Source organism: Sphaerisporangium sp. B11E5, assembly GCF_039871875.1.
GTDB lineage: Bacteria > Actinomycetota > Actinomycetes > Streptosporangiales > Streptosporangiaceae > Sphaerisporangium.
In genome coordinates, this window is record NZ_JBDPMD010000033.1 from 65,640 (window position 1) to 87,429 (window position 21,790).

The 21,790-nt window shown below is 73.6% G+C and carries 17 protein-coding genes; 14 read left to right on the forward strand and 3 right to left on the reverse strand.

Going from position 1 to position 21,790, the window contains the following annotated elements; all coding sequences use genetic code 11:
• Positions 1–45: 45 nt before the first annotated feature.
• From ABGB17_RS26110 to ABGB17_RS26140, 7 genes are all read left to right on the forward strand, one after another.
• A complete protein-coding gene (locus ABGB17_RS26110; RefSeq protein ID WP_347634050.1) occupies positions 46–1,671 on the forward strand; it encodes an MDR family MFS transporter in 1,626 nt (541 codons plus the stop codon).
• A 47-nt stretch (positions 1,672–1,718) separates the two neighbouring features.
• Positions 1,719–2,768, forward strand: a complete 1,050-nt coding sequence (locus ABGB17_RS26115) for a Xaa-Pro peptidase family protein (protein WP_347634052.1) — start codon at positions 1,719–1,721, stop codon at positions 2,766–2,768.
• Between the two features lie 46 nt (positions 2,769–2,814).
• Positions 2,815–3,375, forward strand: coding sequence for an elongation factor P (efp, locus tag ABGB17_RS26120; RefSeq protein ID WP_347634054.1), 561 nt, complete (start codon positions 2,815–2,817; stop codon positions 3,373–3,375).
• Position 3,376: 1 nt separating this feature from the next.
• Positions 3,377–3,787 (forward strand): transcription antitermination factor NusB, encoded by a 411-nt coding sequence (nusB, locus tag ABGB17_RS26125; RefSeq protein ID WP_347634056.1) that lies wholly within the window; start codon positions 3,377–3,379, stop codon positions 3,785–3,787.
• Between the two features lie 85 nt (positions 3,788–3,872).
• Positions 3,873–4,628 carry a methyltransferase domain-containing protein gene (locus tag ABGB17_RS26130; protein ID WP_347634057.1) on the forward strand — a complete coding sequence of 252 codons (756 nt, stop codon included), beginning with the start codon at positions 3,873–3,875 and terminating at the stop codon, positions 4,626–4,628.
• 87 nt (positions 4,629–4,715) lie between these two features.
• Positions 4,716–5,945, forward strand: a complete 1,230-nt coding sequence (gene dinB, locus ABGB17_RS26135; RefSeq protein ID WP_347634102.1) for a DNA polymerase IV — start codon at positions 4,716–4,718, stop codon at positions 5,943–5,945.
• A 147-nt stretch (positions 5,946–6,092) separates the two neighbouring features.
• Positions 6,093–6,491 carry a DUF3040 domain-containing protein gene (locus ABGB17_RS26140; RefSeq protein WP_347634059.1) on the forward strand — a complete coding sequence of 133 codons (399 nt, stop codon included), beginning with the start codon at positions 6,093–6,095 and terminating at the stop codon, positions 6,489–6,491.
• A 247-nt stretch (positions 6,492–6,738) separates the two neighbouring features.
• Here the strand turns inward: ABGB17_RS26140 and ABGB17_RS26145 are convergent, their stop codons facing one another.
• From ABGB17_RS26145 to ABGB17_RS26155, 3 genes are read right to left on the reverse strand one after another with little or no spacing between them, the layout of a single operon-like run.
• Entirely contained in the window at positions 6,739–9,297 is a 2,559-nt protein-coding gene (locus tag ABGB17_RS26145; protein ID WP_347634061.1) for a DUF3488 and transglutaminase-like domain-containing protein, read from the reverse strand.
• Complete coding sequence (locus ABGB17_RS26150) at positions 9,294–10,586, reverse strand: DUF58 domain-containing protein (RefSeq protein WP_347634063.1); 1,293 nt, start codon at positions 10,584–10,586, stop codon at positions 9,294–9,296. Before ABGB17_RS26150 ends, ABGB17_RS26145 begins: the two co-directional genes overlap by 4 nt.
• Complete coding sequence (locus tag ABGB17_RS26155; RefSeq protein WP_347634065.1) at positions 10,583–11,581, reverse strand: MoxR family ATPase; 999 nt, start codon at positions 11,579–11,581, stop codon at positions 10,583–10,585. Before ABGB17_RS26155 ends, ABGB17_RS26150 begins: the two co-directional genes overlap by 4 nt.
• A 525-nt stretch (positions 11,582–12,106) precedes the next feature.
• On the opposite strand from ABGB17_RS26155, the gene mraZ reads away from it, so the two are divergent.
• The 7 genes from mraZ to mraY all read left to right on the forward strand — a co-directional run bounded on the left by mraZ (position 12,107) and on the right by mraY (position 21,763).
• A complete protein-coding gene (gene mraZ, locus ABGB17_RS26160) occupies positions 12,107–12,538 on the forward strand; it encodes a division/cell wall cluster transcriptional repressor MraZ (protein ID WP_347634067.1) in 432 nt (143 codons plus the stop codon).
• Positions 12,539–12,831: 293 nt separating this feature from the next.
• A complete protein-coding gene (rsmH, locus tag ABGB17_RS26165) occupies positions 12,832–13,803 on the forward strand; it encodes a 16S rRNA (cytosine(1402)-N(4))-methyltransferase RsmH (RefSeq protein ID WP_347634069.1) in 972 nt (323 codons plus the stop codon).
• Positions 13,800–14,858 carry a hypothetical protein gene (locus ABGB17_RS26170; protein ID WP_347634071.1) on the forward strand — a complete coding sequence of 353 codons (1,059 nt, stop codon included), beginning with the start codon at positions 13,800–13,802 and terminating at the stop codon, positions 14,856–14,858. Before rsmH ends, ABGB17_RS26170 begins: the two co-directional genes overlap by 4 nt.
• A 1,136-nt stretch (positions 14,859–15,994) precedes the next feature.
• The gene (locus tag ABGB17_RS26175) at positions 15,995–17,677 is read left to right on the forward strand and encodes a penicillin-binding protein 2 (protein ID WP_347634073.1); all 1,683 of its coding nucleotides are present in this window, start codon (positions 15,995–15,997) and stop codon (positions 17,675–17,677) included.
• Between the two features lie 79 nt (positions 17,678–17,756).
• The gene (locus ABGB17_RS26180; protein WP_347634104.1) at positions 17,757–19,229 is read left to right on the forward strand and encodes a UDP-N-acetylmuramoyl-L-alanyl-D-glutamate--2,6-diaminopimelate ligase; all 1,473 of its coding nucleotides are present in this window, start codon (positions 17,757–17,759) and stop codon (positions 19,227–19,229) included.
• 102 nt (positions 19,230–19,331) lie between these two features.
• A complete protein-coding gene (gene murF / locus ABGB17_RS26185) occupies positions 19,332–20,708 on the forward strand; it encodes a UDP-N-acetylmuramoyl-tripeptide--D-alanyl-D-alanine ligase (RefSeq protein ID WP_347634075.1) in 1,377 nt (458 codons plus the stop codon).
• Positions 20,705–21,763: a phospho-N-acetylmuramoyl-pentapeptide-transferase gene (mraY, locus tag ABGB17_RS26190; protein WP_347634077.1), complete on the forward strand. Its 1,059-nt coding sequence runs from the start codon at positions 20,705–20,707 to the stop codon at positions 21,761–21,763. Before murF ends, mraY begins: the two co-directional genes overlap by 4 nt.
• The last annotated feature ends 27 nt before the right edge of the window (positions 21,764–21,790 follow it).

Consider the following 21,790-nt stretch of genomic DNA (forward strand, 5'->3'; position numbering starts at 1 on the left):
AAAAATGCCGGTAAAGGTGCCTTAAAAGGTGGGGGGCGCGCAGTGGTGGTGCGGGGAGAAACCCGGCAGGAACCACACGACGAGCCCGACAACCCTGGTGACCATAGTGACGCCGGTGGCCACGGTGACCAAGAGGCGCCGCCGGCCTATTCGCACCGCGAGATCCTGCAGATCCTCTCCGGCCTGCTGATAGCCATGCTCACCTCCATGATCTCCACATCGGTCATAGGGGTGGCGCTCCCCACCATCGTGGGTGAGCTGGGGGCGCAGGAACAGTTGTCGTGGGTCGCCGGGGCCACGTTGCTGACCATGACGGCTTCCACCCCTCTTTGGGGGAAGATGTCCGACTTGTTCGGCCGCAAACGCATGTTCCAGCTCGCGCTCGCCCTGTTCGTCGCCTCGTCCCTCTTGGCCGGTCTGGCGACCAGCATGGGGGTGCTCATCTTCGCCCGCGCGGTGCAGGGCCTCGGCACGGGCGGCATGGCCGCGCTCACCCAGATCATCCTCGGCGACGTGGTCGCCCCCCGGGAGCGGGGACGCTACTCCGGCTACATCGGCGCCGTGTTCGGCTTCTCCACCGTCTCCGGCCCGCTGATCGGCGGCGCCATCGTCGACGCGCCGTGGCTCGGCTGGCGCTGGTGCTTCTTCATCGGCGTGCCCCTGACCCTCATCGCGATGGTCGTCGTGCAGTGGGTGCTGCGCACCGACCGCGAGCCCAAGGGTGCCCGGCTCGACTGGTGGGGTGCCTTCACCCTGACCGGCGGCGCCTCGGCGCTGATGCTGGTGCTGTCCTTCGGCGGCAGCGAGTTCCCCTGGGACTCGGCGTGGGCGTACGGCCTCGGCAGCCTCGCCGTCCTGCTGTTCGGCTTCTCGATCATCGCGGAGCGCCGCGCACGCGACCCCATCCTGCCGCCCCGCCTGTTCCGCGACCGCACCTTCGTGCTGGCGGGCAGCGCGTCCCTGCTGGTGGGCGTCGCGATGTTCGGCGTGATGATCTACCTGCCGCAGTACCTGCAGATCGTCAAGGGCATGACCCCGACGGTGTCGGGCCTGATGACCCTCCCGCTGGTCATCAGCCTGCTCGTGTCCGCCGTCATCTCCGGCAGGATCGTCACCCGCACCGGCCGGTGGAAGGCGTTCCCGCTGACCGGGCTCGTGCTGATCGTCGCGGGCATGGGCCTGATGTCCCTGCTGCGGAGCGACTCCAGCCACGTGGTGATCGGCGTGGACATCGCCGTGCTCGGCGTGGGCCTCGGCATGAGCATGCAGATGCTCATCCTCGCCGCCCAGAACGCCGCCCAGCGGCGCGACATGGCCGTCACGACCTCGGGCATCGCGTTCTTCCGCAGCCTCGGCGGCGCCGTCGGCGTCGCGGCGCTCGGCGCGATCCTCACCAACGAGGTGCACGACGAGATGACCCGCCTGCTGACCGTCACCCAGACCTCCGGCGCGGTGGTGCGGGACATCGGCCTCGGCACCCCCGAGGCCATCCACCGGTTGCCGCCGGCGCTGCACGAGATCGTCGTCGAGTCGTTCACCCAGGCGATGCAGACGGTCTTCCTGGCCTGCGTCCCCATCGCGATCCTCGGGTTCCTCGCCGTCCTGTTCCTGCGCGAGCTCCCCCTGCGCAGCGCGGCCCAGCCGCCGCCGCCCCCCGACGACGCCGCCTGACGCCCCCTGGCGCGCCGCCGGACCCGGTGGCGCCGTACAGTCGGGCCATGACCGCCACCCACCGATCCCGTCGCGCCCGCCTCGGGGCGCTGCTCGGCGAGTACGACGTCGACGCGCTCCTCGTCACCCGGGGCGTGAACGTCCGCTACCTGACCGGCCTGTCCAGCTCCAACGCCGCGCTGCTGGTCCGCGAGGACGGCTCGGCGGTGCTCGCCACCGACTCCCGCTACGTCGAGACGGCCCGGCGGGTCTGCCCCGACGTCGAGCTCGTGGAGCGCCGCGACGTGGCGGCGGCGCTGGTGCCGCGGGCGGAGCGGCCCGGCGTGGAGGCGCACGACATGTCCGTGGCCGCCTACCGCGACCTCGGCGGGCACGTCGTCCTGGCCGGCCGGCTGGTGGAGGCGGTGCGGGTGGTCAAGGACGAGGAGGAGATCGAGGCGCTGCGCACCGCGTGCGACCTCACCGACCGCGCCTTCGCCGGCGTCGTCGAGACCATCGCCCCCGGCATGACCGAGCGGCAGATCGCGCGGGCCCTGGAGATCCGCATGCTGGAGCTCGGCGCCGACAAGCCCGCCTTCGACTCCATCGTCGCCTCGGGCCCCAACGGCTCGGTGCCCCACCACTCGCCCGGCGACCGTCCCGTCGAGCGCGGCGACCTGATCACCATGGACTTCGGGGCGCTGCACGACGGCTACCACGCCGACATGACCCGCACCGTGGCCCTCGGCCCGGTCGCGGACTGGCAGCGTGAGCTGTACGAGCTGGTCGGCGCCGCGCAGCGGGCCGGGCTGGAGGCGGCGGTACCCGGGGCGGCGCTCGCGGACGTGGACGCGGCGGCGCGCGACGTCATCGCGTCCGCCGGTCACGGCGGGCATTTCGAGCACGGGCTCGGCCACGGGGTGGGCCTGGAGATCCACGAGGATCCGTTCATGCGTCCGTCCGGTGCCGGTAGACTTGAGGATCGGGTTCCGATCACCGTGGAGCCAGGGGTGTATCTGCCAGGCAGAGGTGGCGTCCGCATCGAGGACACTCTCGTGACGCGTACCGGCGGCCCGGAGCTCCTCACCCGCACGACCAAAGAGCTGCTGGTCCTGTAGCGCAGGACGGCGGCCGAGCGCGACATGACGACGCAGGAGTGAACGAGTGGCGACGACCAACGACCTCAAGACGGGCCTTGTGCTCAAGCTCGAAGGTGGCGAGCTGTGGAGCGTGGTGGATTTCCAGCACGTCAAGCCCGGCAAGGGCGGCGCCTTCGTCCGCACCAAGCTCAAGAACGTGCTGTCGGGCAAGGTCGTGGACAAGACCTTCAACGCGGGTGTCAAGGTCGAGGTGGCCAACGTCGACCGGCGGGAGATGCAGTTCTCCTACCTCGACGGCGACGAGTTCGTGTTCATGGACACCGAGACCTACGACATGCTGAACGTCCCGCGGGCGACCGTCGGTGACGCGGCCAACTACCTGCTGGAGAACACCCTCGCCACCGTCGCGGTCAACGAGGGCAACGTCCTGTACGTCGAGCTGCCCGCCGCGGTCGAGCTGACCATCTCCAACACCGAGCCGGGCCTGCAGGGCGACCGCTCCACCGGAGGCACCAAGCCCGCCACCCTGGAGACCGGCGCCGAGATCAAGGTGCCGCTGTTCATCACCACCGGCGAGAGGGTCAAGGTCGACACCCGCACCGGCGAGTACCTCGGCCGGGCCTGAGGTGTCGGCTCGCGGGAAGGCACGAAGGCGCGCTCTGGACATCCTCTTCGAGGCCGAGCTGCGCGACCAGCCGGCCACGAGCGTCCTCGCCGAGCGCGTCGAGCGCGCCGAGCCGCCCGTCAACGAGTACACCTCGACGCTCGTCGAGGGGGTGCACCGCCACCGGGCCCGCATCGACGAGCTGATCTCCACCTACTCCGAGGGCTGGACGCTCGACCGCATGCCGGCCGTGGACCGCAACCTGCTGCGGGCCGGCACCTACGAGCTGCTGTGGGCCGAGCACGTCCCCGAGGCCGTGGTGATCAGCGAGTGGGTGCACCTGGCGTCGGAGTTGTCCACCGACGAGTCCCCCCAGTTCGTCAACGGCCTCCTCGCCCGTTTCAAGCAACTGAAGCCCTCCCTGGCGCTCTGACCGCCGCCCCCCGCCTGATCGGCGGGGGGCCGGCGGCACCGCGTAGGCTGGGCCCGACGAAACGCTGCGAGGAGGCGAGCTGAACGTGGGCACCGAGGCCACCCGCCAGGCCACATCCCCGGCCGTGCGCACCGCCGTGGTCTGGGAGGCGCTGCGCGAGGCGCTCGCCGAACGCGCGGCGGCCACCGGGCGCGACCGCCTCGGCATCGTCGACGCCGGCGGCGGCACCGGCGGGTTCGCCGTGCCGCTGGCCGAGCTCGGCCACGCGGTGACCGTGGTCGACCCGAGCCCCGACTCCCTGGCCGCCCTGGAGCGCAGGGCCGCCGAGGCGGGGGTGGCGGTCAAGGGCATCCAGGGCGACGCCGCGGACCTGCGCGACCTGCTGGAGCCCTCGAGCGCCGACGTCGTGCTGTGCCACAGCGTGCTGGAGTACGTCGAGGACCCCGCGAGCGCGCTGGCCGCCGTGGCGGGTGTGCTCATGCCGGGCGGCCTGATCAGCGTGCTGGCCGCCAACCCGGTGGCCACCGCCATCCACCGGTCGCTCACCGGCCATTTCGACGAGGCCCGCCAGGCCCTCGCCGACCCCTCGGGCCGGTGGGGGGAGCAGGACCCGACGCCCCGGCGGTTCGGCGGCGAGGCCCTGGCCGCGCTGCTGCGGCAGGCCGGCTTCACCCCGCGCGAGCTCAGGGGCGTGCGCATCTTCGCCGACCTGGTGCCCGGCCGCCTGCTCGACGGCGAGCCCGGCGCCGCCCGTGCCCTGATCGCCCTCGAACAGGCCGCCGCCGACCACCCGGTCCTGCGGGACATCGCCACCCAGCTCCACCTCCTCGCCCACCGCTGACCCCGGGTGTTCCCCCGGGGCTCGCGCCGGGCGGTCTGCCGGTAGAACGGATGTTCGGGTTAGGATCGGAGGGTGTCGCGCAAGCAGATGCTCGGGGGTGGTGGCGAGCCCGTCCGCCCGGGGACGGGGGACGACACCGGGTGCACGATCCTCCATGTGGACATGGACGCCTTCTACGCGAGCGTCGAGCTGCTGGAGCGTCCCGAGCTGAAGGGGCGGCCGGTGATCATCGGGGCGGCCGGCGCCCGCGGGGTGGTGCTCAGCGCCACCTACGAGGCCAGGGCCTTCGGGGTGCACTCGGCGATGCCCATGACCCGGGCCCGCCGCCTGTGCCCGCAGGCCGTGATCATCCCGCCGAGCCACGGCAAGTACTCCGAGGTCTCCAAGGGTGTGATGGAGATCTTCTACGCGATCACCCCCGAGGTGGAGCCGATCGCCTCCGACGAGGCCTTCCTGGACGTGAGCGGCGCGCTGCGGCGCCTCGGGCCGCCCGCGCGGATCGGGGCCATGATCCGCGCCCAGGTCGCCGAGCGGCACGGCATCACGTGCTCGGTGGGGGTGGCCGACAGCAAGTTCGTGGCGAAGCTCGCCTCCCGGCACTGCAAGCCTGACGGCCTTCTGGTGGTCCCGGCCGCCGGGGTGGTGGAGTTCCTTCATCCTTTGCCCGTCGCGGCTCTGTGGGGCGTAGGGGAGCGTACGGAGCAGGCCCTGCGGCGGCTCGGCATCCGCACGGTCGGTGATCTGGCGCACGTGCCCCCGGCCACCCTGCAGCGCGAGTTCGGGGCGGCGGGCGGCCACCTGGCGGCCCTCGCCTGGGGGCGGGACGAGCGCAGGGTCAGCTCCCACGTCCCGGACAAGAGCATCGGGGCCGAGGAGACCTTCGCCTACGATGTGGACGACCCGGCGGCGATCCGCCGGGAGCTGCTGCGGTTGTCGGAGCGGGTCGCCGAGCGGCTGCGGCGCGGCGGTCACGTGGGGCGGACGGTGAGTGTGAAACTGCGGCGCGCGGACTTCACCACGATCACCCGTTCGCGTACTCTGCGTGAAGCCACAGATGTGGCGAAAGAGATATATGCCACTAGTTGCGATCTGTACGCGGCCGCCGGGCTCGAACGTGTACGGCTCCGGCTGGTCGGCGTGAGGGTCGAAAACCTCCGTCCCGCGGGCACCGCGACCCGTCAGCTCGGGCTCGGAGAACGGGAAACAGGCTGGCGGGAGGCCGAAATGGCCATGGACCGGGCCACGCGGAGGTTCGGTCCCGAGGCCGTCCGCCCGGCCTCTCTGGTTCGTCCGCCGTTCGATGGAATGGATCTATGACGTCACCTCCGGTTTGGTCTACGTTGGACGTTTTCTTTCGCCTGCGTCTACAGCCTCGTATTCTGGGGATAACCGACCGCGAGGTCCGGGCACCCTCGGGTGTCCGCTGCCGTTTTCCCCGACGAGGGGCTGTCCTTGGGAGGCGCCGTGCCGCTCTCTGAGCACGAGCAGCGCTTGCTCGAACAGATCGAGCAGGCCCTCTACGCCGAGGACCCGAAGTGGGCCAATACCGTTCGGATCAGTGATCCACGCAACCATTACAAGCGCCGCCTGGTGAAGGCCTCCATCGGCTTCGTGCTCGGTGTGGTGCTGCTGATGGTGGGCGTGGTTGCACCGATCATCCCACTCGGTGTGGGCGGCTTCGTGGTCATGCTCGCCGCGTGCCTGTGGGGCCTGTCAAGCTGGAAGAGGATGAACGGCTTCGGGGGTGACACCGCCGCCCGGCCCGGCGCCCAGGCCCCCCAGCCCGAACGCCGCCGTTCGTCCCGCCCCAGCTTCATGGAGCGCATGGAGGAGCGCTGGCGCCGCCGCGGCGAAGAGCGCTGACCTGAAAGCCCGAAGCGGCTCAGCCGGCCCCCCGGCTGGGCCGCCGTGCTTTCCTCTTCCGGCCCTGGCGCCCCACCGCGGCCCCGCCATGCCCTGACCCGCATCGCCCGATGCCCTGACCCCGCACCGCCCGCCCGGGCCTCCGGCGAGGTCCACCGGCGAACGTTTCACCCGGCCGGCGCGCGGGTTCTGACAGAAAACGGCTCACGGACCCCGGAGCGGGGGCCGTGAGCCGTTGTCCGTGCGGTCAGCGGGAGCCGGTGAGGGTCAGGTCGCGGTCGTCCGCCGGGGTGGCGGACGGGCGCCTGCGCGGCCACAGGCGGAGGGTCTCCAGGTTGTCGAAGGCGTCGAGCACGGTCTCCCCGGCGCCGCGCAGGCGCAGGAGGGTCGAGGTGGGCAGCAGGGTGGCGCGGATGCGGCGTGCCCTCGGGACGGTGGCGCGCAGGGCACGTCGCACCGTCTTCAGGTCGGCCGCCAGCGAGGCGATCTCGCCGGGGGTGCGGGCGTAGCGCAGGCGTTCCTCGGCCGAGGCGATGCGGGTGACGGCCGCCGCGGCGCCCGGGTCGAGGGAGTAGTGCTCCGCCACGCGGCGGGCCAGCGCGCGTGGGGTCTCGCTCAGCGAGTAGCCGATGCCGAGGTCGACCAGCGTGTCGGTCAGCTCCCGCCATGACGCGTACACCGCGCGCCGCAGACGATCACGCCCGGCCGCCCCGGCCCGCGAGCCCGGCTCCGCGCCGGACGCGCCCGGAACGGCACCGGGGACGGCGCTCGGGACGGCACTCGGAACAGCGCCCGGGACGGCACCCGCGCGGTCCGGGCCCGGGCCGGACGCCGCGGGGACGGCGCCCACCCGGGCCCAGGTCCGGCGCCTGCGGTGGCCGGAGACCAGGCGCAGGGCGGCGGGGACGAGTGCCAGGAGCACCAGGGCCCCCACGGCCAGGCCGATCTTCGCGGCCAGGGGCGTGCCCTCGTCGAGGTCCAGCGGGTCGGTGCCGAGGCCCGGGTCCGGGTCGCGGGGATCGCGCCGGGGGCCGAGGGGCGAGTCGGTGGCGCTGTTCTCGCTGGGCGCGGCGCTCGGCTCGGCGGCGGCGCCGCCGTCGGGGCCGGTCTCGGACGGCGGGCGCGAGTAATCGGGCACGCTGGCCGTGGCCTGCCCGAGCCCGCCCGAGGGAGTGGGCTCGAAACGCAGCCAGCCGGCGCCCTCGAAGTACAGCTCGGGCCAGGCGTGCAGGTCGTGCGTGCGGACCTGCCACACCCCGTTGATCTTGGTGCCGCCGGTGTACCCGATGCCGACCCGGGCCGGGATGCCGACGGCCCGCGCCATCACCGCCATGGCCGCCGCGAACTGCTCGCAGTAGCCCGTCCGGTTGCGCAGGAAGTCGAGCAGCGCCTCGCTGCCGTTGCCCTGCGTCTGGAGGCTGTAGGTGAAGTCGCCGGTGGAGGTGAACCACTCCTGGATCTTCACCGCACCCTCGTACGGCGTCCGGGCGTCGCGCACGAGATCCGACGCCGTGCCCCGGATCTCCGGGGACAGGTTCGGCGGCAGCGCCAGGTACCGGTCGTCGGTCCGGTCGGGGGACAGCGGCTGCGCCGCCGCCAGCGTCTCGGCCGTCGGCTGCGGCTCCCAGCCGTCCACCTGGTAGCGCGTGCCGCCCGCGGTGTCCTGCGTGGAGAACACCATGAGCGTGCTCTGGTCGGCTCGCCAGTCGCCCTCGATCCGCACCGCGCTCGCGGGGTACGGCAGCGGCAGGAAGCTCATGCCCTCCACCCCGGCGCTGACCGTCACGTCGGTGGTGACCTTCTTCAGCGGCGCGGTGAGCGACAACCCGGGCGCCGGCGGCAGCGGGTTGTCCGCCACCCGGTCCTCGGGGCGGCCGCGCGGCTGCGACATCGTCCACTGCGAGCCGTCGAAGGTGTCCAGCGAGTACATCCGCAGGTAGCGCGGCTCGTCGTCGGTGTTGGTGTAGCTCAGCACGGTGGCGTTGGCCGGCTGGGTGAGCTGGCCGCGCAGACCGGCGATCGGGTTCGGGATGGTGATCGTGTTCCCCGGCTCGCCGCCCGACCCCACCCCGAACCCGAACAGCGGGTTGGGGCTCAGCGTGGGCAGCAGCGCGGGCAGCGCGATGGCGAGCGCGATGGCCGCCACCCCGATGCGCTTGCCCGAGGGGGACAGGGGTGCCGTCTCGGCGGTCTGCACCCGTGCCCCGGTGACGCGGGAGCGGCGCATGAGCACCGCGCGCCCCCACCGGCCGAGCCGCTCCCGGCCGTCGGCGGCGAGCAGCCCGACGTACCCGAGCGCCGCGATGATGAACGCCGGCCACCCGACGGGGTCGGGCATCACCGCGGCGGGCACGGTGAACAGCGCCAGCAGCGGCAGCCCGGCGAGCGCGGCCCGCCCCAGCCGCACGGCCAGCAGGTCGGTGAGTACGGCGATCAGCCCGATGCCGCCCGCGGTGAGCAGCGTGATGCCGGGCTTGCCGGGCACCGGGGCGGCGTACTTCTGGATCTCGTCGAAGCCCTCGGCGAGCTGGGCGGCGAGCGCCCCGAGCGCGTCGGTGGTGGGGACGAACCCCCACCAGGCCTCCTCGGGGGCGAACACCGCCGTCAGGAACACCAGCAGCACGGCCAGCTCGGCGGGCGGGCCGAGCCACCGGGGCACCGGGCGCAGGGTGGTGGCGACGGACACCGCGGTGATCAGCATGATCGCGCCGAGCCCGGTCCAGAACCACCGGCCGTCCTGGAAGAGGGGATAAAGGGTGAGCGACACGGCGGCCGTGGCCAGGCCCGCCGCGATCGGGAGTCTCATGCGGCGTCTCCTGCCGTGATCGTTTCCTCCACGGTCTCCTGCGCCCCGGCGTACCGGCCGCTCTGACCGCCCGCCTCCTGCCAGACGGCCGCCAGCGACCGGCCCGCGGGCAGCCGGACGATCCGCCAGCCGGCGTCGGCCAGCACGGCCCGCGCCCCCTCGGCCGCGGCGTCCGCCGCCGCGTGGTGGGACGGCACGGTCTGCCAGGTGGCGACCTCCAGCATGACCGCGACCCCGGTGACCCCGCCGTGCCGCAGCCGGGCGAGCGCGCGGGCCTCCTCGGCGTCGAGGTCGCCGAGCACGGCCACGATCAGGCCGTCCCCGCCCCCCTGCCGCAGCGCCGTGACGCCGGACTCCAGCGACCGCGCCGTGCTGTGCCGCACCACGGCGAGCGCGTCCACCAGGGAGTGCCCCGCGGCGGCGTCGGTGAGCCGGCCCTGGTCGGTGACCAGCCGCAGGCCGAGGCCGTCGCGCGCGAGGTGCGCGCCGATGGAGGCCGCCGCGGACACCGCGACCTCGAACGACGAGCGCGGGCCCTCGCCGCGGTGGGCGTGCCTGCGGGTGTCGAGCAGCAGCGCGCCGCGGCTCTGCCACTGCTGCTCCTCGCGGCGCACCATCAGCTCGCCGTACCGGGCGGTGGAGCGCCAGTGCACCCGGCGCAGGTCGTCGCCCTGGCGGTACTCCCGCGGCCCGATGTCGTCCTCGCCCGCGGCGGCGGCGGTGGCGGTGCGGCTGTCGCCGCCGCCGGTCCACTCGCCCGACAGCCGCACCGGCGGCAGGCGCACCACCTCGGGGATCACCATCAGCGTGTCGGTGGCGGTGAACGCCCGGGTCAGCTCCACCAGGCCGAACGGGTCGGCGATGCGCACCGACAGCGGGCCGATGGGGAACCGGCCGCGCAGGTCCGAGCGCACCTTGTAGTCGATCTCCCGGATGCCGCGCGGCTCCACCCGGTCGAGCACGAACCTCGGCCGGGCGCCGACGGCGTACGGCACGGTGTCCTCGATGAGCAGCAGCCCGGTCGGCAGCCGGGTGACGTTCTCCAGCCGCAGGGTGACCGTGCTGTCGCTGCCCACCTCGACCCGCACGGGGTCGAGCCGCCGCGCGCAGCTCAGACGGTAACGGGTGCGGGCCACCACCAGCGCGGCGAGCAGCGGCAGCGTGATGACGAGCACGGCGATGCGCAGCAGGTCGTGCTCGCCGAGCACGAACGCGCACAGCAGGGCGGCCACACCGGAGGCGAGGAAGGAGCGCCCACGCGAGGTGAGCGCCCGTAGACCGGAGATCACCGCCGACCCGCTCCGTCCCCCTTCTCGCGGGTCTCGGGCACCGGCACGCGCCGCAGCAGGTCGGCGACCACGTGCTCGGGACGGCGGCGCTGTCCCTGCGCCTCCAGGCTCGGCAGCAGCCGGTGCGCCAGGACGGGCACGCAGAGCTCCTGCAGGTCGTCCGGGATGACGTAGTCGCGGCCGGCCAGCGCGGCGTGGGCGCGAGCGGCGCGGATCAGGTGGAGCGTGGCCCGCGGCGAGGCGCCGAGCCGCAGGTCGGGGGACTTACGGGTGGCGTCCACCAGGTCGATGGCGTACCGCTTGATCGGCTGCGCGACGTACACGGCGCGCACCGCCTCGATCAGCGCCCGCACCTCGGCGGTGGTGGCGACCGCCTCCAGCTTGTCCAGCGGTGAGGAGGCGCCGTGGATGTCGATCATCTGCAGCTCGGCGGCCGGCTCGGGGTAGCCCATCGCGATACGGGCGGTGAAACGGTCGCGCTGCGCCTCGGGGAGGGGATAGGTGCCCTCCATCTCGATGGGGTTCTGCGTCGCGATGACCATGAACGGCGTCTCGAGGAGGTAGGTCGTGCCGTCGACGGTGACCTGATGCTCCTCCATGCACTCCAGGAGGGCGGACTGCGTCTTGGGGGACGCGCGGTTGATCTCGTCGCCGACCACGATGTTGGCGAACACCGGGCCGGGCTTGAACTCGAACTCGCGGGACTGCTGGTTGAAGGCGCTGACGCCGGTGATGTCGCTGGGAAGCAGGTCGGGGGTGAACTGGACACGCCGCACCGGGCAGTCGATGGAGCGCGCGAGGGCCTTGGCCAGCATGGTCTTGCCGACACCCGGGACGTCCTCGATGAGGAGATGGCCCTCCGCCAGCAGGACGGTGAGCGTGAGCCGGATCACGTCCCTCTTGCCCTCGATCACCGATTCGATCGCCTCACGGATCCGATGCGCCGTGGCGACCAGACCCTCCACGTCCTGTCCGACATCGTGGGTGATTCCCACTTGGCCTCCATGAGGTGTGGCAACCCTCCGCGAGGATCCTTATGCGGGGGGTTTTGTGATTCCTTCTCCATTGTGTCTACCGACACTACGGTGCGGTGGGTTCCGCGGCGACTTTCCATGACATTGCGGATGAACAGCCCTCAGTGTTCTTCTGGCTGATCGCGGTCTTGTCCCACCGGTGTCCGAATCCCGTGACATTAGCGCCGCGGGGCGGGCTCCGCTCACGGTCCGCCCGCTCCACTTTCCCCCACCGGGGAGATCCACCGGGCCCCAATGGCCGCATTCCGTATCCCCTGTCGCGTGTCCCGGGTCGGGAAAAGCCCCGCGACACGCCGGTGCGGCCGTGCCGCCCCCCACGCGCTCCACTTTGCTCCACCCCCCTTGAACTGGGAAAACGCGCGAGAAACCGAACGCGAACACCGAATGAATCAGTTGACGGTGGGGAGAAGTGGAGTATGGTGGTGCGCAGTGGAGGGGCTGAGGTGACAGCGTCAGCCGTTCCATGCGGCACGGGAGGTGGGGCCGGTGTTCCTCGGTACCCATCAACCGCGGCTGGACGAGAAAGGACGACTGTTCCTGCCGGCGAAGTACCGTGAGGAGCTGGCGGAGGGTCTTGTGATCACCAAGGGCCAGGAGCGCTGCCTCTACGTGTTTCCCGTTGAGGAGTTCCAGCGCATCACCGAGGCGCTGCGCACGGCGCCCGTGACCGCCAAGGCGGTCCGTGATTACAGCCGCGTCCTGTTCGCCAGCGCCTCTGACGAGACCCCCGACAAACAGGGACGCATCACCATTCCCCAGGGCCTGCGTGAATACGCGGGCCTCCGCCGCGACTGCGTCGTCATCGGCGCCAACACGCGGCTGGAGATCTGGGACGCCTCGGCCTGGGACACCTACCTGGCCGACCAGGAGCAGGCCTTCTCCGATCTGTCGGAGGAGGTGCTGCCAGGGGTCCTATGACAAGTGGTCGACTCGTCGGTCCAGACGTCGTTCGGCGAGGTCTCCACCCGCTCCCGCGGTGCCGGGCACGTCCCGGCTCCGCCGCGCCGCGGCCAGCTGATGCACCTTCCCCGGTGTCAGGTGGCGCGGTGTCGCAGAGGGGACGCGGATGGGGACCTGGCCGGGCGAGACGTCCACCGGGGTGGGGCAAGGGCCCACCGGCGTGTCGGCGTGTGCAAGCCGCGCATCCGCGAGCGAGGAGTGTCCCGGGGCGTAGAGGACACTTCCTAAGGCGGCGAAAAGGGGGTACGACCATGCATGTCAATAATCATGCCGAGCCGGGCGGACACGTCCCGGTGATGCTCCGGCGTGTCCTGGAGCTGTTCGCCCCCGCGCTCGCCGTCCCCGCTCCCGTGCTCGTGGACGCCAACCTCGGCCTCGGCGGGCACGCCGAGGCGCTGCTCGCGGCCCATCCGGAGCTCCACCTCATCGGCATCGACCGCGACCCGGTCGCGATCGAGCGCTCCGCGGCGCGCCTCGCCCCGTACGCCGGGCGCACCACCCTCGTGAAGGCGGTCTCCGACGAGCTGCCCGCGGTGCTGGCCGAGGCCGGCCGGGAGCGGGTGCACGGCGTGCTGTTCGACCTCGGGGTGTCCTCACCCCAGCTCGACGAGGCCGAGCGCGGGTTCGCCTACTCCTACGACGCGCCGCTCGACATGCGGATGGACCCCGGCCAGGAGCTCACGGCCGACATCGTGGTCAACACCTACTCCGAGGGGGAGTTGACCAGGATCCTCCGCGACTACGGCGAGGAGCGGTTCGCGGCCCGCGTCGCGCGGCTCATCGTGCGCGAGCGCGAGGCGGACCGTGTCACGTCCACCAAGCGCCTCGCCGAGATCGTCCGCGCGGCGATCCCCGCGGCCACCCGCCGCACCGGCGGGAACCCCGCGAAGAGAACGTTCCAGGCATTACGCATCGAGGTGAACGGGGAGCTGACCGCCTTCGAGCGGGCGCTGCCCGCGGCCCTCGACGCACTCGTGGTCGGGGGGCGCGTGGTCGTGCTCGCCTACCACTCACTGGAGGACCGCCTCGCCAAGCGAGTCCTCACCGCGAGAACCAGGGACACCGGCCCTCCCGGGCTGCCTGTCCCGCTGCCGTCCCACCAGCCGAGATTCCGCCTGGTCACAAGGGGAGCCGAGCTCCCCGACGACGAGGAACTGGCACGCAACCCGCGCGCCGCCTCGGCCAGGCTGCGGGCGGCGGAGAGAATCCGGGAGCCGGAATGAGCATCGACGACGACACCAGGGACACCATCGGCGGCACGACCACCGCCCCTTACCGCCCCCTCCGCCGCACCCCGCGCCCACGGCCGGGGGGCAGCCGCCCACTGGACCGGGACGGCCGCCCAGGCACCCCGGCGGAGCCGGCCCAGGACCGCGACGACCGCACCGGGACCCCCGGCGAGCGGACCGCGGTCCGGGACGGCCGTACCGCGGCGTCCGCCGGTCGCGCGGCGGGCCGGGACGGCCGTACCGCGACGTCCGCTGAGCGGGCGGCGGGTGTGGAGGGCCGCGCCGGGGCTTCGGCCGGGCGTACGGCGGGCCGTGACGGCCGTACCGCGACGTCCGCTGAGCGGGCGGCGGGCCTGGAGGGCCGCGCCGGGGCGTCCGCAGGGCGTGCGGGGAGCCGGGACGGGCGTACCGCGACGTCCGGCGAGCGGGCCTTGGGCCGGGACGGCGGGCGGGTCCCGCCGCAGGCCGGGCGTGCTCTGCGGCGGGACGGCGGCGTGCGGGAGGACGGCCGTGCCGTGCCGTTCGACCTTCTCGCCGAGCCGGGCGAGGACGACGGGCGTGCCGTGCGGAACCTGCGGGTGGCGCCGGGGCCGGTGCGCGGGCCGCGCCGGGAGGGGACGCGTCCCCCGCGGCGTGAGACGGGCGACAAGGCGCCGTCCCGCGCGCCCGGGGCCGGGCGGACCGGTGGGCGGCGGCGTGGCGCGCCGCGCACGCCGTTCGTGCTGCTCGTGCTCGGGTTGCTCGGCGGCGGCCTCGTGACCCTGCTGCTGCTCAACACGGTGCTGGCCCGCGACTCGTTCCTGATGTACGACCTGCGGGCGCGCAACAAGGCGCTGTACGACCAGGCGCAGGACCGCAAGAAGGACCTGCTGCTGAAGTCGCAGCCCGGCGTGCTCGGCGACCGCGCGGCCAACCCGACCTTCAAGCCCGACCCGAGCGCCCCCGAGTTCCTCGACCTGGAGGGCGGCTCCGGCCGCCCCGCCGGCCTGGACCAGACCCCGCTCGGCACCCCGCCCGAGGGTGAGGCGACGGAGGGCGCGCCCAGGTGAGAGAAGGCGGCGCCCGCCCGCCCCGCGGCGGACGCGGCGGCCCGGGCACCCCTGGTCCCGGCGGCCCAGGCGGCCGTGGCGGTCCTGCGGGCTCTGGCGGCGGCCGCGGCGGTTCCGGTGGCATGGGCGGCCGCGGTGGCTCTGGTGGCATGGGCGGCCGCGGTGGCTCTGCCGGCGGCCGGGGCGATCATGGCGGTCGTGGCCCTGGTGGCGGCCCGGACGGCCGTGACGGTTCCGGCGGTTCCGGCGGTTCCGGCGGTGGCCGGGGCGGTTCCAGGCGTGCTGACGGCGGCCTGGACGGTCATGGTGGCTCCGGCGGTGGCCGGAATGGTTCCGGTGCCTCCGGCGGTGGCCGGGGTGGTTCCGGTGCCTCTGGCGGTGGCCGGGGTGGTTCCGGTGGCTCCGGCGGTGGCCGGGGTGGTTCCGGTGGTGCTGACGGTGGGGCCGGTGGTCACGGCGACCAGGGCGGTCTTCGGCGTCCCCGGTCCGGCGGGTCAGGGAACGGCGCGGACGGGGCTTCCCCGTCGCGCCGGGACCCCGGTCCGGCGGGCGCGGGTGGCGGCGTGCCGCCGTCACCGCGCCGCGCCCCTTCCTCCATGGGGCCGGACGAGCCCGATCCCGCGCCGCGCCGCGCCCCTGGCCCCAAGGGGGCGGAGGGCGCGCCTCGCCGTGGCTCCGGGGCGGCCGGTGACGGGGCGAACGGCGTACCCCGTCGTGCTCCCGGGGCGGCCGGTGATGGGGCGAACGGCGTACCGCGTCGTGCTCCCGGGGCGGACGGGGGCGGGGCGGACGGTGTCCCGCCGCGTCGTGGCCCAGGGGACGGGCGCGCCAGAGGAGACGGATCCGCCGTCCGGGGCGCGCGGGGCGGCCCGGAGCCGCGGCGTGTGCCCCGGGACGGACAGGGGAACGGTCGCCGGCATCCCGACGGGGCGCGGTACGGGGACGGGCAGGGGAACGGTCGCCGGCATCCTGACAGGGACGGGCAGGGGAACGGGCGGCGGTACCCGGACGGGGCGCGGTACGGGGACGGGCCGCCCCGGGGTGGGCCGCCGCGGAGGCCGCCTCGGCCGCCGCGGCCTTCGGTGCCGTTGCGGCTGGGGAATCCGGCGCGGCGGATCAACATCGGGCTCGCGGGGATGGCCGTCGTGCTCTCGCTGTTCGCGGGGCGGCTGGTGCAGCTCCAGGGGCTGGACTCCAAGGTGTTCGCGGCCAAGGCGGCGTCGCTGCGGGTGCGCGAGGAGAAGCTCCCGGCGCGCCGGGGCCCGATCACCGACGTGAACGGGCACGAGATGGCGGTCACCGTGGAGGCCCGCCAGATCTCCGCGGACCCGGCCAAGATCCCGCCGGACAAGCGCGACGAGGTGGCCGGCAGGATCGCCGGCGTGCTCGGCGTCCCCAAGGAGGGCATCGCGGACAAGCTCGCCAAGACGGGCACCCGCTACACCCTTCTCGCCCGCGACGTCCCGCTCGGCATCGCGAGCCGCGTCATGGACCTGGACATCGACGGTGTGGCCTCCGCGCCGCACTTCCAGCGCCTCTACCCCGGCGGCGACCTCGCCGGCGGCCTCATCGGCTTCGTGGGCGACGACGGCGGCGGCCTGACCGGCGTCGAGCACACCTACGACGCCTCTCTCGCCGGCAAGGACGGCCGCCAGACCATCGAGATCGGCGGCACCGGCCAGCGCATCCCCATGACCCGCAGCACCCGCCAGGAGCCCGTCGCGGGCAAGGGCGTGCGCCTGACCATCGACCGCGACATCCAGTGGGCCGCCCAGCAGGCCATCGCCCGGCAGGTGCGGGCGACCGGCGCCCGCAGCGGCAGCGTGATCGTGATGGACGTGCGCACCGGCCAGGTGCTCGCCATGGCCAACGCCCCCGAGGTGGACCTGCGCGCCTGGCGTTCGCTCCCGCCCGCCGGCTGGGCCAACCGCGCCGTCTCGGAGGTGTTCGAGCCCGGCAGCACCGGCAAGGTCATCACGGCCGCCGCCGCGCTGCAGGCCGGGGTGGTGCGCCCGGAGACGGTGTTCGAGGTGCGCGACAAGTACCAGTGCGCCGACCGCCTTCTCGGCGACGCCCACCCCCACCCCCCCGAGCGCCTGACGTTCACCGGCATCATCGCCGAGTCCAGCAACGTCGGCACGATCATGGCCGCCGAGCGGGTCACCGACCAGAGCCTCTACACGATGCTCCGGTCGTTCGGCTTCGGCGCCAGGACCGGCTCGGGCGCGTACGGCGAGGAGGCCGGGCTGCTGCCGAAGCGCGAGACCTGGTCGGGCAGCCAGCGCTGCACCATCGCCTTCGGCCAGGGCGTCTCGGTGACGGCCCTGCAGATGGCCGGCGTCTACCAGACCATCGCCAACGGCGGGGTGCGCGTGCCCCCGCGCGTCGTGGCGGGCACCACCGGCGAGGACGGCGAGTTCGTCCCGGCCCCCGCGCCCAAGCAGACCCGGGTGATCAGCACCCGCACCGCCAAGGACATCGCGACGATGCTGGAGGCGGCCGTCGCCGCCGAGGAGGGCACAGGCTCGCTCGCCGCGATCGACGGCTACCGGGTGGCCGGCAAGACCGGCACCGCCCAGCGCTACGACGAGAGCTGCCGGGGGTACTGCGGGTACACCGCGACGTTCGTGGGCTTCACCCCCGCCGACGCGCCCCGCCTGGTGGCCCTGGCCGTCCTCCAGGCGCCGGAGAACGGCCACTTCGGCGGGGAGATCGCCGCCCCGGTGTTCAAGGAGGTCATGACGTTCGCGCTGAAGACCCGGAAGATCCCGCCCACCGGCACCACGGCCCCGTCGGTGCGCATGGGCACCGATCGGTGACGGGGGAGGGTACGCTCTCGCCGTGCGTCACGAGTCGTCTCCGCGTCCCGCGAGCAGTCCCGTCCGCCCGCTCTCCGGCCTGGCGGCCCTGCTCGGCGCGCCCAAGGGCGGCACCCCGCTCGGAGTGGTCACCGGGGTCACCATCGACTCCCGCCGCGTCTGCCGCGGCGACCTGTACGTCGCCGTGCCCGGCAGCACCGTCCACGGCGCGTCGTTCGCCGCGCAGGCCGTCTCGGCCGGCGCCGCCGCGATCCTGACCGACGAGGCGGGCCGGGCGGCGGCGTCCGCCACCGGCGTGCCCGTGCTGGTGGTGCCCGACCCGCGCGCCATGCTCGGCCGGGTCGCCTCCTGGGTGTACGGCAGGCCCGCCGAGGGCCTGCTGCTGCTCGGCGTCACCGGCACCAGCGGCAAGACCACCACCACCTATCTGCTGGAGGCGGGGCTGCGCGCCGCGGGCCACCGCCCCGGCCTGATCGGCGGCGTGGAGATCCGCGTGGGCGACCTCGGCTACCCGCCCGCCCTGACCACCCCGGAGGCCACCGACCTGCAGGCGCTGCTGGCGTTCATGCGCGAGCAGGGCGTCACCGCGGCCGCCATGGAGGTCTCCAGCCACGCCCTGGCCCTCGGCCGGGTGGACGGCGTGTTCTACGACGTCGCGATGTTCACCAACCTGTCCCAGGACCACCTGGACTTCCACCGCGACCTCGACGACTACTTCCGCACCAAGGCGCGGCTGTTCACCCCCGAGCTCGCCCGCATGGGCGTGGTCAACCTTGACGACCCGCACGGCCGCGAGCTGACCGGCATCGCCAAGGTCCCGGTCACCACGTTCTCCGCCGAAGGCGCCCACGAGGCCGACTGGCACGCCGAGGACGTGCGTGCCGGCGCCGACGGCAGCACCTTCCGGGTGATCGGCCCGGGCGGCGTGGAGGCCGACGTCGCGGTGGCGCTGCCCGGCCGGTTCAACGTCGCCAACACCCTCGGCGCGATCGTGACCCTGGTCGAGGCCGGGCTGTCCCTGCAGACCGCGGTGCACGCCATGGGCACCGTCACCGGCGTGCCCGGCCGCATGGAGCGCGTGCCCGGCGGCCAGGGGTACCAGGCGATCGTCGACTACTCCCACAAACCGGGTGCCGTGGAGTCGGTGCTGCGCGCGCTGCGCGGCGTCACCCAGGGTTCCCTCACCATCGTGGTCGGATGCGGCGGCGACCGCGACCGCGGCAAGCGCCCCCTGATGGGTGAGGCCGCGGCCCGCCTGGCCGACGTCGTCGTGCTGACCAGCGACAATCCCCGCTCGGAGGACCCGCTGCAGATCCTGCGCGCCATGATGGACGGCGTGCTGCGGGTGCCCGAGGGCGACCGGGCCCATGTGATCATGGAGCCGGACCGCGCCGCCGCCATCGACCTGGCCATCGCGCGGGCCCGCCCCGGCGACGTCGTCGTGGTCGCGGGCAAGGGGCACGAGCAGGGCCAGTACGTCGGCGGCGAAGTGCTGCCGTTCGACGACCGGCGCGTGGTCGCCGAGGCGATCGGCAGACGTGGGCACACCTGACCCGTCCCGTTGTGCCAGGCTGGGGCGCGTGCCCGGGCCAGGGGGGCCGGCGGTCCGCGCGCACACCCACGAACGGCTTGTATGGAGAGTAGGGATAGACGAATGATCCCGTTGCCGCTGGCAAGGATCGCCGAGATCACCTCGGGTGCCCTGACGGGCATGGCTGATCCCGGCGCCGTGGTCCGCGGGCCCGTGCTGATCGACTCGCGGGCCGCCGAGCCCGGGTCGCTGTTCGTCGCCATCCGGGGCGCCCGCGCCGACGGCCACGACTTCGCCGCGAAGGCCTGCGAGGACGGCGCGGTCGCCGTGCTCGCCACCCGCCCGGTGGACGCGCCGGCCGTCATCGTGGGCGACGCCGTGGCCGCCCTCGGCGACCTGGCCACCGCCGTACTCGGCGAACTGCCGCGCACCACCGTCATCGGGGTCACCGGGTCGGCCGGCAAGACCACCACCAAGGACCTCCTGGCGGGGCTCACCGCGCTGGCCGGCCCGACCGTCGCCCCGGTCGGCTCGTACAACAACGAGATCGGCCACCCCCTCACCGTGCTGCGCGCCGGGGAGGACACCCGCTTCCTGGTGCTGGAGCTCAGCGCCCGCTCGGAGGGCCACATCGCCCACCTGGCGCGCGTCGCCCCGCCCAAGATCGGCGTGGTGCTCAACGTCGGCACCGCCCACCTCGGGGTGTTCGGCGGGCGCGACCGCATCGCCAAGGCCAAGGGCGAGCTGGTCGAGGCCCTGCCCGCGGACGGCACGGCCGTGCTCAACGCCGACGACCCCTACGTCCGCGAGATGGCGGACCGCACCGACGCCGCGGTGCGGTGGTTCGGCCGCGGCCACGACGCCCACGTGCGGGCCGTGGACGAGCGGCTTGACGAGCGCGGGCGGGCGTCCTTCACCCTCGTCACGCCCTCGGGGCGGGCGCCGGTCAGCTTGCGGCTGCACGGCGCGCACGCCGTGGACAACGCCCTCGCCGCCGCGGCGGCGGCCTACGAGCTCGGCATCCCGGTGGCGGCCCTCGCCGCCGAGCTGTCGCGGGCCGAGCCACGCAGCCGCTGGCGCATGGAGGTCACCGACCGGGCGGACGGCGTCACCGTGGTGAACGACGCCTACAACGCCAACCCCGACTCCATGCGGGCCGCGTTCGCCGCCCTCGGCGCCCTGGCGGGCGGACGCCGCACGTTCGCGGTTGTCGCCGCGCTGCGCGAGCTCGGCGACGAGAGCGACACGCTGAACGAGGGCGTGGGGCGGCTGGCCGCCTCGTCCGGCCTCGCCGGGCTGTGGGTGGTCGGCGAGGACGCGGACCCGGTGCTGACCGGCGCCAAGGACCAGCGGGGCCTGCGGCACGTGCCGGACGCCGAGACCGCCGCCGCCGAGCTCGCCGGGGTGCTGCGCCCCGGGGACGTCGTGCTGGTGAAGGGGCCGCGCGCCGCCGGCCTCGAACGGGTCGCCGGGGCCCTGCTCGGTGGTGACGCCCGATGAGGGACATCCTCGTCGCCGCCGCCGTGGCGTTCGTGCTCTCCATGCTCGGCACCCCGCTGGCGATCCGCCTGTTCAGCCGCCGCGGGTACGGCCAGAACATCCGCGAGGAGGGCCCCTCGGGGCACCACGAGAAGCGCGGCACGCCCACCATGGGCGGCACGGTGCTCGTCATCGCGGCGCTCATCGGGTTCACCTGCTCCCACCTCGCCACCTGGACACCGCCCACCGCCTCGGCGGTGCTGGTGCTGTTCCTGATGACCGGGCTCGCCACCGTCGGCTTCCTCGACGACTTCATCAAGATCTACAAGCAGCGCAGCCTCGGCCTGCGCAGCGGCGCCAAAGCCCTCGGGCAGCTCGTCGTGGGCGCGGTGTTCGCCGTGCTGGTGGTGCGGTTCCCGAACTCCTACTCCATCACCCCCGCCGAGACCCGGCTGTCGTTCCTGCGCGACTTCGGCCCCTCGGTCGGCATCGTGATCTTCACGATCTGGGTGCTCATCATGATCGTGGGCTTCTCCAACGCGGTGAACCTCACCGACGGCCTCGACGGCCTCGCCAGCGGCGCCACCGGTGTGGTCCTCGCCGCGTACGTCCTCATCGGCAACTGGCAGCTCCGCAACAGTTGCCTGAACCAGCTCGGCCCCAACTGCTACTGGGTACGCGACCCCCTGGACCTGGCGGTCGTCGCCGCCGCCGTCCTCGGGGCGTTGTTCGGCTTCCTGTGGTGGAACGCACCCCCCGCCAAGATCTTCATGGGCGACACCGGCTCCCTGGCCCTGGGCGGCGTCCTCGCCGGCCTCGCGATCACCACCCGCACCCAGTTCCTGCTGTTCATCCTGGCCGGCCTGTGCGTCGTCATCACCGCGTCCGTCATCATCCAGGTCGGCTTCTTCAAGATGACCGGCAGACGTGTGTTCCGCATGGCCCCCCTCCAGCACCACTTCGAACTGGCCGGCTGGGCCGAGACCACCATCGTGGTCCGCTTCTGGCTGATCGCCGCCCTGTGCGCCGCCGGCGGGCTGGGCCTGTTCTACGTGGAATGGATGCCGAAGACGTGACACACCACGACCCCACGGCCCCCGGGG

What these genes read in the sequence shown, in the direction of transcription:
- ABGB17_RS26115 (WP_347634052.1), top strand. Translation starts at nt 1,719, where the DNA reads ATGACCGCCACCCACCGATCCCGTCGCGCCCGCCTCGGGGCGCTGCTC.
- dinB (WP_347634102.1), top strand. Translation starts at nt 4,716, where the DNA reads ATGCTCGGGGGTGGTGGCGAGCCCGTCCGCCCGGGGACGGGGGACGAC.
- ABGB17_RS26145 (WP_347634061.1), bottom strand. Translation starts at nt 9,297, where the DNA reads ATGAGACTCCCGATCGCGGCGGGCCTGGCCACGGCCGCCGTGTCGCTC.
- rsmH (WP_347634069.1), top strand. Translation starts at nt 12,832, where the DNA reads ATGCATGTCAATAATCATGCCGAGCCGGGCGGACACGTCCCGGTGATG.
- ABGB17_RS26170 (WP_347634071.1), top strand. Translation starts at nt 13,800, where the DNA reads ATGAGCATCGACGACGACACCAGGGACACCATCGGCGGCACGACCACC.
- ABGB17_RS26175 (WP_347634073.1), top strand. Translation starts at nt 15,995, where the DNA reads ATGGCCGTCGTGCTCTCGCTGTTCGCGGGGCGGCTGGTGCAGCTCCAG.
- murF (WP_347634075.1), top strand. Translation starts at nt 19,332, where the DNA reads ATGATCCCGTTGCCGCTGGCAAGGATCGCCGAGATCACCTCGGGTGCC.
- mraY (WP_347634077.1), top strand. Translation starts at nt 20,705, where the DNA reads ATGAGGGACATCCTCGTCGCCGCCGCCGTGGCGTTCGTGCTCTCCATG.